This window comes from Streptomyces sp. NBC_01017 (assembly GCF_045162795.1).
GTDB lineage: Bacteria > Actinomycetota > Actinomycetes > Streptomycetales > Streptomycetaceae > Streptomyces > Streptomyces machairae.
The window spans coordinates 1,640,091-1,655,334 of record NZ_CP108683.1 but is presented as its reverse complement, the minus strand read 5'-3'; the positions used below and the strand labels follow the sequence as shown (position 1 = coordinate 1,655,334).

Sequence of the window (15,244 nt, the reverse complement as noted above, 5' to 3'; positions counted from 1 at the left end):
CACCAACCCGGAGGCGGCACAAGCGGTTACGTGGGCGATGCCGGCACCGGGGATTCGTCCAGGAGACCGGCACCCACGAGGAACTCCTGCGCCGGAACTGGGCGTATGCCGCACTGCACAGCGGGCAGGTTGCCTGACGGACCCGCCAGGACGGCCGGACTACCGGCCGTCCACCACCCGGCCGAGTTCGATCCGGTCGATGTCCGGTGCCCAAGCCGTCGCATTGCCGAACGTCACCGTGTTGGAGCCCTTCCTCAGCTCCACGGGGAGGCCCACCGTCCAGTAGTCGTCCGAGCTCCAGGTGTTCTTGAAGGTGACCTTCACCGGCGCCGCGTCTCCCACGGTGATGTCCGCCGTGCGGGACATGATGTCCGTGTTGTAGGCGTGGCCGTTGTCCCGCCGGTCGTTGTGCGCGTAGTGCGCGACCAGCAGATAGCGGCCCGCACTCGGCGCCCGCACGGTGAACTCGGCAGTGCTGTCGGGGCTGTTGCCGAGTCGGCCGACGTACGAGCCGCCGGAGGCGTGGACGGAGTCGACGAGCCCGGCCCCGCCCCTGAGGACGGCGGATGCGGCCTCGTACGAGAGCGTCCCGGAGGTCGATCCGGAGCCCGAGACCTCCAGGGCGTGGACGGCGGCGTGCTGTGCGGTCACGGTGACGCGGTTGTTGCCCGCGACGAGGTACAGCCGCAGCGGCCGGCCCGGCGCCGCCGTCACCGTCTCACCGTGCAGGGCGAGCCGCACCGGCGCCGCCGCCCGCGGCACCACCGTGAAGTAGCCGTCGCGCGGGGCGTACACGTCGAAGACCGCCTTGTCGCCGGAGCGCAGCACGAGGGCGCCCGTGCCCACCCCCGCCGAGGAGGAGTAGTCGAACACGGGCTGCCCGCCGATGTCCGCCAGCGTGGCCTCGTACGACGCGGAGGGCACGCCCTCGCGGGCGGTCAGGTCGATGCGGTCGAGGGTGACCTCGGCGTCGCCCTTGGCCAGACTCAGGGTGCGGGTCCCGGCGTCGAGCCGGACGGTGACGTCCTTCTGGGCGCGGTAGGCCCAGTTCTGCGTGGACGGACAGGTGACCGTCGCCGTCTCGATGCCGTCGACGGACAGCTTCTGGGTGGCGGGGCCGCCGGACTGGTTGCCGTACAGGATCGCCAGGTCGTACGTCCCGTCCGCCGGGACCGTCACCCTGAAGTCGACCTTGCTGCCGGCCGCGTCGAGCGAACCGACGTCCTTGGTGCCGGAGGCCGCGTAGCCGTTGGCGTTGCCGACCGTGCCCTGCGTGCAGACCTTGCCGTCGGTGATGGCCGCGTCCTCGGCCTCGTACGACGCCGACCAGGGGACGGAGGCGGGGGAGGGGGTGCCCGAACCGCCGGGCGTCAGGACGATCCGGTACGCGGACATCTTCCGCATACCGCGCAGCGGAACGGTCACCGAGCCGTCGTCCGCCACCTGCACCTTCGTGCGGGCGAGGACCCGCGGCGTCGCGTGCCGCCCCTCGTAGCCGGACCAGCCTGCTTCGGCGACGATGACGGTGACCGTGCGGCCGAAGACGGCACCGGGGACGTTCTCCAGCACGACGTCGGAGTCGCCCGCCGAGCCGCCGAGCAGGACCTGTGCCTGGCGCCGCGAGGTGTCCAGGGCGGCCAGGCCCTGCAGAGTGTCGATGGTGTCGGGCCGAGGCGGGGTCACCTTCACCGTCTCGCCGGTCAGCCCGGCGTACCAGCGGAAGAACCACCAGCCGCCGTTGGGGATGTTGGAGCGTACGACATGCCCGCTGAGGTTGCCTGCCGCGTCCCAGTAGGCCATGTTCGCGTACACCTTGTTCCGCTCGAACATGGAGACCCACTGCACGAGTTGGCCGGGCACCGACAGATCGCGGCGGTTGGCGTACTCGTCGATGTTGATCCTGAGGGGCCGGATGCCCAATTCCCGCTCCAGGGCACGGTAGTTGTCGAAGTGCGCCTGGAAGTCGCGCAGCGATCCGGAGTCCAGCTCGTGCCAGGTCATCACCTGCGGCAGGACGTTCTCCCGCTTGGCGAAGGCGAGGAAGTCCCGCAACAGGCGCGTGTGGTACGCGGCTTCGTTCGGCCCCGCGATCCTCGCGTCCGGGTCGATCGCGCGGATCCGCTGGTACACCGTCTTCCAGTCCTGGAAGAACCGGTCCCGGTTCGCCTCGTACCGGGGTTGGTCCAGGACGCCGAGCTGGTACCAGATCTGGTCGGGCTCGTTGAACGGGATGTAGACGAACCGGTCGCTGTGCGGGTCCGCCGCCACCTCCCTGACGATCTCGTCGACCTTGGGGAGGTAGTCGTCGATGCCGAGATCCTCGTACGGCCACATGGCGTAGACGTCCTGCATCATCACCAGGACCTCACCGCCGCCGTTGCGGAAGAACGACTTGGAGACGGTGAGCGCGTCGCCGTTGGGATGCTGGGCACCGCCCTCCGGCTTCTGGGAGACGCTGGTGACCTTCAGGGGCTCCAGCACGGCGTCGCTGGGCACCCCGTCGTCGCTGAGCCCGTACAGCGCGCCGTTGGCGCCGAGCATCACCGGCCCTTCGGAGGCGGAAAGGTCGACGGTGAGACGCTGCGGGTCGGCGTCGGCAGCGGTCGCGGGGCCCGTCGCGGGAAGAGTGGCTGCCATGGTGGCGGCTCCAAGTGCGGCTGAATTCAGGGTGGTTACGCGGAGTCGGGTTCGGAACCTGGTGCGGAGCCGGTGTGGGTTCGTGCGAGGGTGGGAGTGGGGGTTCAGGCAGCAACAGGCGGCGGGCCCGAGCTCTCCCGGACCACCAGCTCGGGTGCGGACACGGGGTGCGGGGCGATCTGCGCGGCCTCCTCCAGCACTCCGTGCAGCAGGGCGAACGCGGCCCGTCCCAGGCCGGTGAAGTCCAGGCGTACGGTCGTCAGGGACGGCGTCAGATACGCGGAGTGCGGGGCGTCGTCGAACCCGGCCACGCTGACCTCGCCGGGGACGGAGCGGCCGGCCTCGTGCAGGGCGCGCAGCACCCCGAGCGCGAGGTCGTCGTTGCCGCACAGGATCGCCGAGACGGCCGGGTCCTGCGCGAGCCGTCGCCCCGCCGCGTGGCCGCCGGCCGGCCCCCAACTGCCCTGAACCGCGGGGGGTTCGGGCGCCCCGGCCTCGCGCAGCGCCTGACGCCAGCCGCCGGTGCGGGCGCTGGTGCGCCGGGTGCTGGACGGGATGGCGACGTAGTGCACGGTCTCGTGCCCCAGGGAGAGCAGATGACGCGTGGCCTCGTATGCGGCCTCGCGGTCGTCGGTCCAGACCCAGGGGCGGCCCGCGGCGGGCGGCCTCGCCGGGGTCTCGACCACGCCGACGACCGGCAGCTCGGCGGGGACGGCGCCGAGCGCCTTCACACCGGCCGGATCGTACGCGATCACGATCAGTCCGCCGCCCGCGTCCGCGGCCCGCTGCACCTGCGCGGCGACCGCGGCCTCCTCCGCCGACTCCAGGACGCCGATCCCGACCGCGTACGACGCCGCGCGAGCGGCCTCCTCGACGCCCCGGAGGATCGACGCATGGCCGTAGTGCGTGGTGTTCGCGGTGAGCACGGTGACGGCCCTGCTGCGCCCGCTGGCCAGGGCGAGCGCGGTGGCGTTGCGCCGGAACCCCAGTTCGTCGATGGCGGCGAGCACCCGGTCCCGGGTGGCCGGCTTGACGCTGGGGTGGCGGTTGATCACCCGGGAGACGGTCTGGTACGAGACGCCGGCGGCGGTCGCGACGTCCCTGATGCTCGCCGGACGCCTTGTGTGACCGGTCACATTCATGTCAGGATTGTGACCGGTCACACAGGGGTCGTCAAGAGACCGCAACGAGGGATTCATGCGACGGACGCGGCCCCTTCCGGCGGTGTGGGAAGGGCGGGGCCGGGAGAGGGAGGCACCTTGACCGGTACGGCTGATGTGGCGCAGGACAGTGCCAACCACCCACGTGACGCGTTCAGTTGGGGCCACTCGGCGCTGCGGGCCGAGTTCGCCGTCGCCGCGGACGGAACGCTGCGGCTCGTCGGACTGGACCGGCCGGGAGAGGCGGGCCTCGCCGACCCGGAATCCGCCCTCCCCCTCGTCGAGTTGACTGCCCTGGGGCACGGCAGCGGCTGGTCCGGCCCGCGCTTCACCGGTACAGCCCTCGGTGCGCGCCTGACGTACCGGGGACACCGCACCGGCAGCCGGGGCGACCTGGACCGGCTGACCGTCGAACTCCATGACCCGGACACCGGCTTGACGGCGTTCGTCGAGCTGACGTCCCCCCGCGCGGTGCCGGTGCTCCGCTCCCGAGTTCGGCTCCGCAACGACGGCCCCGAGCCCCTCGTCGTCCAGTCCCTCAGCAGCCTCCTCGTCGGCGGCCTGCCCGCACCGGATGACCTCGACGTGCTCCGGGCGCGCAACGACTGGCTCGCGGAGTGCCGTTGGTACACCGAGCCGCTGCGCGCCCGCGTCGCCGACATCAACGTCGACGTCCACCAGCACGACAGCCGCGCCGCCCTCGCCCTGGTGGGACGCGGCAGTTGGCCCACCGACGGTCACCTGCCGATGGGGGCGCTGACGGAGCGGGCGAGCGGCCGGACCTGGCTGTGGCAGATCGAGTCACCGGCCGGCTGGCGCTGGGACCTGGGCGAGAGCGCGCGGGGCACCCATCTGGCGCTGAACGGCCCCACGGACGCGGAGCACCAGTGGCGGGTCCGGCTCGCGCCGGGCGAGCAGTTCACCGGCGTGGCGGGCGTGCTGGCCGTCGATGCCGGGTTCGACGCGGCCATGGGCGCGCTGACCTCGTACCGCCGCGCAGTACGCCGTCCGCACCCCGACCACACCGCACTGCCGGTTGTCTTCAACGACTACATGAACACCCTCATGGGCGACCCGACCACCGAGAAGCTGCTGCCGCTCATCGACGCGGCGGCTCGGGCGGGCGCGGAGTACTTCTGCGTGGACGCCGGCTGGTACGACGACTCGGCGGACGGCAGCTGGTGGGACAGCGTCGGCGACTGGCAGCCCTCGCCGCGGCGCTTCCCCGAAGGCGGCATCCGGGCGGTCCTGGACCGGATCCGGGAGCGCGGCATGGTGCCCGGGCTGTGGCTGGAGCCCGAGGTCGTCGGCGTACGCAGCCCGGTCGCCGCCGCGCTCCCGCCGGACGCCTTCTTCCAGCGCGACGGCATACGCCTCACCGAACAGGGCCGCCACCAGCTCGACCTGCGCCATCCTGCGGCCCGCGCGCACCTCGACGGGACCGTGGATCGCATCGTCGGCGACTGGGGCGTGGGCTACCTCAAGCTGGACTACAACATCGTGATCGATCCCGGAACCCTCGCCCCCGGCGACCTCGCCCCAGGAGCCGGGCTGCTGGGCCACGCCCAGGCCTACCTGGACTGGCTCTCCGAGGTGCTGGACCGTCACCCGCACCTGGTGATCGAGAACTGCGCCTCGGGCGGCATGCGGATGGACGGCGCCACACTGGCCGTCACCCAGCTCCAGTCCACCAGCGACCAGCAGGACCCCCTGCGCTACCCGCCCATCGCTGCCGCCGCACCGACCGCCGTACCGCCCGAACAGGGCGCTGTCTGGGCGTACCCGCAGCCCGGCTTCGACGACGACCTGATCGCCTTCACGCTCGGCGGTGCCCTGCTCGGCCGGATCCATCTGTCGGGCCACCTGGACCGCATGTCGCAGCGCCAACTCGCCCTCGTACGAGACGCGGTGGCCACATACAAGGCGATCCGCCCGGACCTGGCGCGGGCGGTGCCGTTCTGGCCGCTCGGGCTGCCCGGGTGGACCGACGAGTGGCTGGCGCTTGGGATGCGGACGCCCGACGACCGCACGTCGTACGTCCTGGTGTGGCGACGCGGCGGCGATCCCGAACTGAGCCTGCCGGTAGGGCACTTGGCGGGGAGAGAGGTCAGCGCGGAGATCCTGCACCCGTCCTCCGTGTCCCCCGGCTCGGCCGTCCGGAGCCCGTGCGGGCTGCGGGTGTCGCTGCCGTGGACGCCGGCCGTTCTCCTGGTCCGCCTCGTCGCCCGACCGGCAATGCCGCGATGACCTGCAAGACAACGGAGATATAACAACAGGCAACTAAAGGCTGTTCGGTGCGGTCTAGTCCGCCATGAAGATCTCTTTCCTGCTGCACAACGCCTACGGGATCGGAGGCACGATCGCCACCACCTTCAACCTGGCGCACGCGCTGGCCGACCGTCACGAGGTGGAGATCGTCTCCGTGCTGCGGCACCGGGAACGTCCGAACTTCGCCCTGGACCCGAGAGTGTCCTTAAGGCCACTGGTGGACCTGCGGCACGAGAAGGAACATCCCCTGCACCTCAGACCCGCGAAGGTGTTCCCCGTCGCCGAGTACCGCTACCGGCAGTACAGCGAGCTGACCGACCGGCGGATCGGCGAGAGCCTGGCGGCGACCGACGCCGAGGTCGTCATCGGCACCCGGCCGGGGCTCAACGTGCACCTCGCGCGCCAGGCGCCGGAGCACGTGATCCGTATCGGGCAGGAGCACCTCACCCTCGACAACCACCCGCCCCGGCTGCGCACCACACTGCGCCGGGCCTACCGCCGGCTCGACGTGCTGACCACGGTCACGGAGGCGGACGCCGCCGCCTACCGGCGCAAGATGCGGCTGCCCGGTGTCCGGGTCGAGGCACTGCCGAACAGCGTCCCCGATCCGGTGCTGCCCGCTGCGAACGGCACCTCGAAGGTCGTGGTCGCGGCCGGACGGCTGGTCCCGGTGAAGCGCTACGACCTGCTCATCGAGGCGTTCGCCCAGGTCGCCGCCGAACACCCGGACTGGCGCCTGCGCATCTACGGCAAGGGGGAGGAACAGGCACGGCTACGGCAGCTCATCGAGAGCCTCGGCCTGTACGACAAGGCCTTTCTGATGGGCGCCGCCGCCCCCATGGAGGCGGAGTGGGTCAAGGGCTCGATCGCCGCGAGCGCGTCCAACTTCGAACCGTTCGGCATGACCATCGTCGAAGCCATGCGCTGCGGCCTGCCCGTGGTGAGCACCGACTGCCCCTACGGGCCCGGCGAGATCATCAAGGACGGCATCGACGGCCGGCTGGTACCGGTCGGCGACCCCGACGCCATGGCAGCCGCGCTGCTGGACCTCGTCCGCGACGACGAACGGCGCCGGCAGATGGGCCGTACGGCCGTCCGGAACGCGGGCCGGTTCGCCCCGGTCCCCGTCCTGGAGCAGGCCGAGCGCCTGATCGACGAGGCCAAGGCGGCGCGCGGGACCGGGCGACCGGGCCCGGCACCGGAAGGCGGCCCGATAGGGCGCCGAATAGAGCGAGCCCTGGTCAGCCAGGGCTTCGCCGCACGCGACGCCGCGTACGCCGTGGCCTCGCGCGCGCTGCGTACGGTACGGAAGGGGCAGTGATGATCATGGAAATGGGCACAGCGAGTGGCACGAACCTGCGCACCGACTGCGCGGTCGACGCCGACGGCCGGATCACCTTCGCTCTCCAGCGCCCCTCGGCCACTGCTCAGTTGCTTCTGAGACTTCGCCCCAAGAAGGGGCAGCCCGAGAACACCCTCCACGCCCTCGACCTGGAACCTGCGGAGGACGGGCGTCTGCGTGCCGTACTGGATCCGCAGCCCGCGCTCGCCGAGGGCCGGTGGGACGTCTACCTGATCCCCGAACCCGGCGCGCCCCGACAGCGCCTGCGCCCCGGGCTGCGTGACCTGCGGACCCTCGTCGACGGCCGCCGCAGTGACCGGCAGACGCCGGTCGCCGTGCGGATTCCGTACGTCACCAAGGACGGCTACCTCGCGGTGCGGGCATGGCTGCGTCCCGCTCACGCGGAGGTCGAGGACGTCGACATCACGGACCGCTCGATGACGGTCAGGGCCCGGCTGCACGGCGCCTCGCCGGCCGAGGGTGCCACTGTCCGGCTGCGGCTTCGGGGTGGCGGCGGCACCGTACTGACCCTTGCGCCACAGCCCGAGGACGACGGCCGAGGGTTCCGGTTCACCGTGGAGTACGGCGAGTTGGTCGCCGACGGCGGCTCCGGGAACCGTGTCTGGGACCTTTTCGTGCAGACCGGACCTGCCGAGGGGACGGCGCCCGTCCGGATCGGTCGCCTGCTGGACGACGTGGCGGACCGTAAAGAGATCTTCGTGTTTCCGGCGGCCGATGTCGGTGGTTCGGTGGTACGCCCCTACTACACGGTCGACAACGACCTCTCGATACTTGCGGACAGAACCTGACCGCAAGCCTCCGTACGGTCGTTCCATGACTCAGACGCAGAAGATTCTTGTCACCGGCGCCACCGGAACCGTCGGCCGTCAGGTCGTCGCCGAGCTGCTCGCCCGCGGCCACGCGGTCCGCGCGCTCACCCGGGACCCGGCGAGGTCCGACTTCCCGGCCGGCGTCGAGGTGGTCCGGGGCGACCTGACCGAGCCCGACAGTCTGGTCCCGGCCCTGGAAGGAGTCACCGGCCTCCATCTGATCACCTTCGGCGGGGCCTACTTCGCCCCGCTGGAGACCGGTCCGCGCATCCTGGAGCTCGCGCGCGCGGCCGGCGTACGCCGGGTCACCGTGCTGCACGGCGGCGGGCCGTCCCCGCTGGAGGACGCCGTGCGGGCGGACGGCGGGGTGGACTGGACCGTCCTCATGCCGGTCGAGTTCATGGCCAACGCCCTGGAGTGGGCGGACGGGATCGTGGCCTCGGACGAGGTCCGCGAGCCGTTCGTCTCCCGGCTCAGCGCCATGGTCCACGAGGGCGACATCGGCGCCGTGGCCGCCGTCGCGCTCACCGAGGAGGGGCACGGGAGCCAGGAGTACGTGATCACGGGACCCGAACTGCTCACCGTCACCGACAAGGCGGCAGCCGTCGCCGCCGCCCGCGGCCGGGAGATCGCCCTCGTCGAGCTGACGCAGGAGCAGGCCGTCGCCCAGTGGCGGGCGGCGGGTCACCCGCAGGACGTCATCGGCTTCCTGCTGGAGGCGTACGGCAACACCCCGGAGGTGGGCCGTACGGTCGTCGACACCGTCGAGAAGGTCACCGGCCGGCCGGCCCGTACCTTCGGACAGTGGGCGGCCGAGCACGCGCGCGAATTCACGGCACGGTCCGCCGGGGCCGTCTCGTAGCCCTGGCGCAATGCCTAGCGCCCCGCCGCCATCCGGGTCGCCGCGTCGTGGACGACCTGTGCGTGCAGCTCGAACAACGCCACGAGGTCGACGCTCTCGCCCTGGACCTCGCGCTGCACGAACAGGCCGTCGGCGCCGGCGATGGCGTAGGTGGTGAGGGTGTCCACGGCTTGCTCGTCCAGGCCGGGGAACAGGCCGGCGGCCACTTCGGCGATCTTCCGATGGGTGATGTCACGGACCTGGAGGAACGCCGTGCGGCCCCGAGGCTCGGTGGGCCGTCGTTCCAGGGCGAGCATGAGGCCGAGACGGAGGAAGTCCGGTGCGTCGACAAGTGACTTGGCCACGTTGGCGGCCATGGTGGTCACCCGCTCCAGGGGCGTACCGGTCTCTTCGCCGGGCAGTTCGACGGCCGTGAGCCAGGCCTCGAAGCTGCGCTCGATGACCGCGGCGATCAGATCGTCCTTGTCCTTGAAATGCCAGTAGATGGAGCTGGCGGGCAGCCCGCACTTGGCGCTGACGGCCGCGATGGACGTGCCGTCGTAGCCGCGTTCACCGGCGATCTCCACGGCGGCGTCGAGGATGCGCTGACGTGACTCCACCCCGTTGGCACGCTTCTTGCGCGCGGTCTGCGGCCTGGTCATGGGGTGCCCCTCCGGTCGTACAGGGCCTCGGACCCCTGTGAACGATCATGTCCTGAAGCGTCCACTCTAATTGGAGCATCCCCTACAGCAGGAGTGGCGCCGGTACGGCAGGACCGGCGCCGGGTCAGCCGACGAGGGTGTCCACCACATCGAGGTCCGGCAGGTCGAGCGAGCAGATCCGCGCGGCCTCGTCGGCGGGGATCCCGAACTGGCGCAGCAGGCTGCGGGTGACCAGGTCCGCCGACCGGGCGTCGTCACGGTCGGGCTGGGCGTGCAGCAAGGAGCCCAGCGCCAGCACCGCGGCCGCCGTCATCGTCAGGGCGAGGTCCATGTCCTCCACCTCGAACCGGCCCGCGTCCACCGCGACCCGGATGTCGTGGAACGCGCGGGGCGCCAAACCACGCTGGGAGTGGGCCAGTTCGAGCCCCTGGCTCAGCAGGACGCGGCTCAGCTCCGGGTGGCGGCGGTGCAGTCGGCCGGTCAGCCGAAAGCTCTGGGCGAAGGCGACCGCGGGGTCCTCGATGTCCGCGGTGAGGCGGTCCATCAGCGTGCCCCACCACTCCAGCGCCTCCTCGACCGCGACGCGGAAGAGTTCTTCCTTGCTGTCGAAGTGGTTGTAGAAGGAGCCGACCCCGATGTCGGCGAGCTCGGTGATCTCCAGGATGGGGACGTCCGTCCGCCCTTCGGCCAGCAGTCGCTGCGCCGCGCCCACCAGTGCCGTGCGCGTCCGCGCCCTGCGCCGGTCGACTCGCCCGGATGCGGTCCGCTCGGCCATCACACCATCCTCCATGCCGCCCCGTCACTCGCTGCACCCCGCACTCTAGCCGCCCCGCACTTGTTTCCTGAAGATTTCTTCAGTTCTATTGACTGACGGCAAGTTCGGAAGTGAATATTTCTTCAGGAGGTGGTGTCAGTGGGTGGCACGCACAACGACCTGCACTCCGAGCAGGGAGCGCTCCCCGGAGAGCATCCGGGCCGGGCGGCGAACCCGGTGATCAAGGTCCATGACATCGCGTGGCTGGAGTTCTGCAAGCCCGACCTGGACCGCGCCGAGGCCTTCGCCCGGGCATTCGGGTTCGTCACGTCGTACCGCGACGTCGGCGAGCTGCACCTGCGGGGCACCCGGGCGGGAGCGCCGTGCGTGATCATCCGCAAGGCCCGGAGGTCACGGTTCCTCGGCCCGGCCTTCCGCGCGGCCGACCCCCGCGACCTGCTGCGGCTGGCCGACGGCACCGGCACCCGGGTGCACCCGCTGCCCGAGCCCCTGGGCGGGTCGGTCGTGGACCTGTCCGACCCGGGCGGCCTGCGGGTCCGCGTCGTCGCCGACGCGGACGAGCTGCCCGCGGTGGCCGGACAGCGGTCGCAGGCGTTCAACTTCGGCGGCGGCCTCGACCGCACCAACGTCACGCAGCGCCCGCCGCGGGAACCGGCCGGCGTGCGGCGCCTCGGGCACGTCGTCCTCCAGACGACCACCTACCTGCGCACCCTGAACTGGTACCTGGAGCACCTGGGCCTGATCGTCAGCGACTTCCTCTACTACGAGGGCCAGCGCGAGCGGGGCCCCACCATGAGCTTCATCCGCTGCGACCGCGGCCGGACTCTGACCGACCACCACACCCTGGCCCTGACGCTCGGCCCCTCCAACCGATATGTGCACTCGGCCTACGAGGTGACCGACCTCGACGCGCTGGCCGCCGGCGGCGAGCACCTGCTCGGCGCGGGCTACCGGCGCTCGTGGGGCATCGGCCGGCACATCCAGGGCAGCCAGATCTTCGACTACTGGCGCGACCCCGACGGCCTCCTCGTCGAGCACTTCACCGACAGCGACATGTTCGACTCCACCCTGGAACCCGGCTGGGCGTCCATGACGGCCTCCGGCTTGGCGCAGTGGGGCCCGCCGGTCACCAAGGACTTCATGGGCATGGCCCCCGGCCGCGAATCCGTCGCCGAGCTGCGCTCGATCATCACCGCCCTCCGGAACGACGACAACGAGTTCGACCTCGAACGCCTGCGCGGCCTGCTGAAAGTGGCTTCCTCATGACCCTGTCCGTCCTCCGTACCTCCGACGCCTGGTGGGTCGCGCTCGACGAGAGCCGTGCCGTCCGGGTCGAGACCTCCGCGACGACGACCGCCGAGCTCCTCGACGACGTGGTCACGGTCCACATGGCCCTGGCCGAGGCCCGCTCGGGCAACGGGTCGGCGGAGCCGCGCCGCATCGCCGAACTCTCGCTGCTCTCCCCGGTCAGCGCGCCGTGCCGGGTGGTCGCGCAGATGACCAACTACGTCTCCCACGTGCGCGACTCGGGCATGAACCCCGAGACCGTCCCCTTGACGTTCTTCCGCAAGACCTCCGGTTCGATCAGCGGCCCGTTCGACGAGATCGTGAAGCCGGCCCACGTCCGCTTCCTCGACTACGAGATCGAGCTCGGCCTGGTCATCGGACGTCCCCTCGAAGTCGGCGCCACCGTGACCGCCGCCAACTGGAAGGACCACATCGCCGGCCTCGTCATCACCAACGACGTCTCCGCACGCGACGTACAGCTGCCCAAGACCCAGTTCTACGAGGCCAAGTCCTACCCGACCTTCACCCCGGTCGGCCCCGCCCTGGTCCTGCTCGACGCCGCGGAACTCGACCGTCTGTCCGAGCTGAAACTCGTCCTCAAGGTCAACGGGGAGATCCGTCAGAACAGCGACCTGACCGACTTGATCTACAGCCCGCTCCAGGCCCTGCAGGAGCTCTCCCGCTTCCAGGCCCTCGCACCGGGCGACCTCGTCCTCACCGGCACGCCCGGCGGCACCGCCCTCAAGGCGCCGCCCAAGCCGGTGGAGATCATCGGCGCGCTCCTGCCGCCGGCGATGAAGTGGAAGGCGTTCTTCAACTCCCAGGCGAAGAACCCGAAATACCTCCACGACGGCGACGTACTGGAGCTGTCCATCGCAACCCCCGACGGCGCCATCGACCTCGGCACCCAGCAGAACAAGGTGAGGTACGCGTGACCACCGAGGCCCCCACGGCGTGGCCGCGCTACGACCACCCCGACGACCTGGCCGTCATCGAGGCGACGCCGCTCGCCGCACGCGGGCTGCCCGGCACCTCGTACGACGTGCTGCGGCGAGCGGCCGAGCAGTGGCCCGAGCGGACCGCGCTGACGGTCCTGCCCGACGCCGAGTCCTGGCGCACCCCCAGGAACCGCACCTACGCGGACCTTCTCGCCGACGTGCACCAGGCGGCCAACGCCCTGCACCAGCTAGGAGTGCGCCGCCACGACACCGTCGCGCTGCTCTCCCCGAACTGCGACGAACTCGTCACCGCGCTCCTTGCCGCCCAACTCGCCGGCATCGTCACCCCCGTCAACCCGGCGCTCGCCGGTGACCACGTGGCCGAGCTGGTCCGCCGGGCCGGTGCCCGCGTGGTCATCACCGCCTCCCCGGAGCTGGACCCCGGCGCGTTCGCCACCGGCGCCGCACTCGCCCGCCAGGGCCTGGTGGACCACGTGCTCGTCCTGGGCCCCACCGCCGACCGGCAGGAGCCCGCCGCGCTGCCCACCATGGAGAACGCCGTCGTGGCCCGCCTCTGCGACGTCGCGGCAGACCGCCCGCGCGACCGGTTCGTCGGCGAGCCACCCACGGCCGCCGACCTCGCCGCCTTCTTCCACACCGGCGGCACGACCGGGGCGCCCAAACTCGCCGCCCATACACACACCAACGAGGTCACCGACGCCTGGATGATCGCGGCCAACTCCGTCCTGGACGAGGACTCGGTCGTCTTCGCCGCCCTGCCGCTGTTCCACGTCAACGCACTCGTCGTCACCCTGCTCGCGCCGCTGCTGCGCGGCCAGCAGGTCGTGTGGGCCGGACCGCTGGGATACCGCGACATCACGCTGTACGCGGAGTTCTGGCGCATCGTCGAGCACTACCGGATCGCCGCCATGAGCGCCGTGCCCACGGTGTACGCGGTCCTCGCGACGTGTCCGGTCGACGGGGCCGACATCGGCTCGATGCGGTGCGCGATGGTCGGCGCCTCCGCGCTGCCCGACGGCGTGCGCACCGACTTCGAGGCGGCGACCGGAATTCCGCTGCTGGAGGGATACGGCCTGACCGAGGCGACCTGCGCCAGCGTCCGCGGGTTCCTGGAGGTCCCCCGGCCCGGTTCGGTCGGCCGGCGGCTGCCGTACCAGGACATCAGGATCGTCGACCCGGCCACAGCCGAGGAACGGCCGGGCGGTGAGGTGGGCGCCATCCTCATCAGCGGGCCCACGGTCTTCCCCGGATACGTCCAGGGCCGCGACGGGGACGGGTACCTGATCAGCAGTCAGGGCAGGGTGGCCGACGGCTGGCTGGACACCGGCGACCTCGGCTACCTCGACGAGGACGGCTTCCTCCACCTCACCGGGCGCGCGAAGGACCTGATCATCCGGGGCGGCCACAACATCGACCCCCGGGTGATCGAGGACGCCCTGCTCGCGCACCCCGCGGTCACCGGGGCCCAGGCCGTCGGACAGCCGGACCGGCGGGCGGGGGAGGTACCGGTGGCGTACGTCACGATCGCCGACACCACGGTGACCGAGGACGACCTCCTCGCCTGGGCCGCCGCGCACGTCGGCGAGGCAGCCGCCGCACCCAGGGCCGTCCGCGTCCTCGACGCGCTCCCCGTCACCGCGGTCGGCAAGCCGTACAAACTTCCCCTGCGAGCCGACGCCGCCCGCCGCGTACTGACCGACGCCCTGGCCGGCATCGACGACGTGGCAGGCGTCGGCGCCGAGGCCGACTCCGGGTCGGTGGCGGTCACCGTCACGCTGCGCCCCTCGGCGCCCGCCGCCGTGAGGGCCGAAGTCGAGCGCCTGGTCGGCAACTTCGCCGTTCCCTGCCGTATCACCGGACCGCAGCGAGAGGAGAGCTGAGGCACTCCCGCCCGCGAATCGGCCGTATCCGGGGCGTCCTTATTCGACCTTGACGAGGGTGACCCGCATGGACGGCCGGCAAGCGGCTCCGTCGTCGGTGCGCTCGTGAGGACGCTCCGCGATGCGGCTGCGTACACGTCGGAGGTTGTTCGTGCCGGGACCCTTGCCCGGACTCCCGAGCGTCGGCGTGCTCCGTGCCCCGGTTGAGGGCCGCCACGCGCGAGTAGTGGCGCAATTCGATGCCCGAACTCGCCAAATCCGGACCTGAAGTCGTCTAGACCTCCCCTTGAGCCTTGAACCCCCGCGTCCGGGTCTGCTTGGCTGACGGACCAACGGCCGCCGACCGGCGGCACATAGGGGGAATGGTTTTTGTGCTGGGCCGGCACGGGGGCATGGACGCGCCCTGCGACAGCGGTGTGCGCCCCGCCGGGTCGACCGCGGTCGGGGCCGATGAACGGGGATCGGACACCGCGGCGTCGTTACCCGCGCGGCGGACGCGACGGGCGAACGTCCCGGAGCCTGCCGTCCGTATCGACTCCGCCCCGCCGCTGAGCGCGCGGGCGACGCATCCCGGCCTCGCACACCACTCATCCCCTTCATGCA

General features: G+C 71.5%; 11 protein-coding genes and 1 pseudogene. 8 read left to right on the top strand and 4 right to left on the bottom strand.

The features are described from left to right. Window positions 1–50: 50 nt before the first annotated feature. Window positions 51–137: pseudogene (locus OG331_RS07875) on the top strand (ABC transporter ATP-binding protein); the annotation flags it as partial. Between the two features lie 22 nt (window positions 138–159). Here OG331_RS07875 and OG331_RS07870 read toward each other — a convergent pair. Both OG331_RS07870 and OG331_RS07865 read right to left on the bottom strand, forming a co-directional pair. Further along, window positions 160–2,637, bottom strand: a complete 2,478-nt coding sequence (locus OG331_RS07870) for a CBM35 domain-containing protein (RefSeq protein ID WP_406193309.1) — start codon at window positions 2,635–2,637, stop codon at window positions 160–162. A 104-nt stretch (window positions 2,638–2,741) separates the two neighbouring features. After that, window positions 2,742–3,779 carry a LacI family DNA-binding transcriptional regulator gene (locus OG331_RS07865; protein WP_406193306.1) on the bottom strand — a complete coding sequence of 346 codons (1,038 nt, stop codon included), beginning with the start codon at window positions 3,777–3,779 and terminating at the stop codon, window positions 2,742–2,744. A gap of 117 nt (window positions 3,780–3,896) precedes the next feature. Here OG331_RS07865 and OG331_RS07860 point away from each other — a divergent pair, with 117 nt between their 5' ends. The 4 genes from OG331_RS07860 to OG331_RS07845 all read left to right on the top strand — a co-directional run bounded on the left by OG331_RS07860 (window position 3,897) and on the right by OG331_RS07845 (window position 9,099). Then, window positions 3,897–6,044 carry an alpha-galactosidase gene (locus OG331_RS07860; protein ID WP_406193303.1) on the top strand — a complete coding sequence of 716 codons (2,148 nt, stop codon included), beginning with the start codon at window positions 3,897–3,899 and terminating at the stop codon, window positions 6,042–6,044. A gap of 64 nt (window positions 6,045–6,108) precedes the next feature. Next, window positions 6,109–7,386 (top strand): glycosyltransferase family 4 protein, encoded by a 1,278-nt coding sequence (locus tag OG331_RS07855; protein ID WP_406193300.1) that lies wholly within the window; start codon window positions 6,109–6,111, stop codon window positions 7,384–7,386. Window positions 7,387–7,397: 11 nt separating this feature from the next. Continuing rightward, on the top strand, window positions 7,398–8,216 hold the full coding sequence (locus OG331_RS07850; RefSeq protein WP_406193297.1) for a transferase: 819 nt from the start codon (window positions 7,398–7,400) through the stop codon (window positions 8,214–8,216). A 25-nt stretch (window positions 8,217–8,241) separates the two neighbouring features. After that, entirely contained in the window at window positions 8,242–9,099 is an 858-nt protein-coding gene (locus tag OG331_RS07845) for an SDR family oxidoreductase (RefSeq protein ID WP_406193294.1), read from the top strand. 14 nt (window positions 9,100–9,113) lie between these two features. On the opposite strand, the gene OG331_RS07840 is transcribed toward OG331_RS07845, so the two are convergent. Then, window positions 9,114–9,740 carry a TetR/AcrR family transcriptional regulator gene (locus OG331_RS07840; protein WP_406193291.1) on the bottom strand — a complete coding sequence of 209 codons (627 nt, stop codon included), beginning with the start codon at window positions 9,738–9,740 and terminating at the stop codon, window positions 9,114–9,116. Between the two features lie 124 nt (window positions 9,741–9,864). After that, on the bottom strand, window positions 9,865–10,515 hold the full coding sequence (locus OG331_RS07835) for a TetR/AcrR family transcriptional regulator (RefSeq protein ID WP_406193288.1): 651 nt from the start codon (window positions 10,513–10,515) through the stop codon (window positions 9,865–9,867). Window positions 10,516–10,653: 138 nt separating this feature from the next. Between OG331_RS07835 and OG331_RS07830 the strand changes: the two genes are divergently transcribed. From OG331_RS07830 to OG331_RS07820, 3 genes are read left to right on the top strand one after another with little or no spacing between them, the layout of a single operon-like run. Further along, window positions 10,654–11,781, top strand: coding sequence for a VOC family protein (locus OG331_RS07830; protein ID WP_406193285.1), 1,128 nt, complete (start codon window positions 10,654–10,656; stop codon window positions 11,779–11,781). Further along, window positions 11,778–12,737, top strand: coding sequence for a fumarylacetoacetate hydrolase family protein (locus tag OG331_RS07825; protein ID WP_406193282.1), 960 nt, complete (start codon window positions 11,778–11,780; stop codon window positions 12,735–12,737). Before OG331_RS07830 ends, OG331_RS07825 begins: the two co-directional genes overlap by 4 nt. Then, entirely contained in the window at window positions 12,734–14,641 is a 1,908-nt protein-coding gene (locus OG331_RS07820) for an acyl-CoA synthetase (protein WP_406193279.1), read from the top strand. Before OG331_RS07825 ends, OG331_RS07820 begins: the two co-directional genes overlap by 4 nt. Window positions 14,642–15,244: the final 603 nt, after the last annotated feature.

What these genes read in the sequence shown, in the direction of transcription:
- OG331_RS07870 (WP_406193309.1), bottom strand. Translation starts at nt 2,637, where the DNA reads ATGGCAGCCACTCTTCCCGCGACGGGCCCCGCGACCGCTGCCGACGCC.
- OG331_RS07865 (WP_406193306.1), bottom strand. Translation starts at nt 3,779, where the DNA reads ATGAATGTGACCGGTCACACAAGGCGTCCGGCGAGCATCAGGGACGTC.
- OG331_RS07855 (WP_406193300.1), top strand. Translation starts at nt 6,109, where the DNA reads ATGAAGATCTCTTTCCTGCTGCACAACGCCTACGGGATCGGAGGCACG.
- OG331_RS07850 (WP_406193297.1), top strand. Translation starts at nt 7,398, where the DNA reads ATGGGCACAGCGAGTGGCACGAACCTGCGCACCGACTGCGCGGTCGAC.
- OG331_RS07845 (WP_406193294.1), top strand. Translation starts at nt 8,242, where the DNA reads ATGACTCAGACGCAGAAGATTCTTGTCACCGGCGCCACCGGAACCGTC.
- OG331_RS07840 (WP_406193291.1), bottom strand. Translation starts at nt 9,740, where the DNA reads ATGACCAGGCCGCAGACCGCGCGCAAGAAGCGTGCCAACGGGGTGGAG.
- OG331_RS07835 (WP_406193288.1), bottom strand. Translation starts at nt 10,515, where the DNA reads ATGGCCGAGCGGACCGCATCCGGGCGAGTCGACCGGCGCAGGGCGCGG.
- OG331_RS07825 (WP_406193282.1), top strand. Translation starts at nt 11,778, where the DNA reads ATGACCCTGTCCGTCCTCCGTACCTCCGACGCCTGGTGGGTCGCGCTC.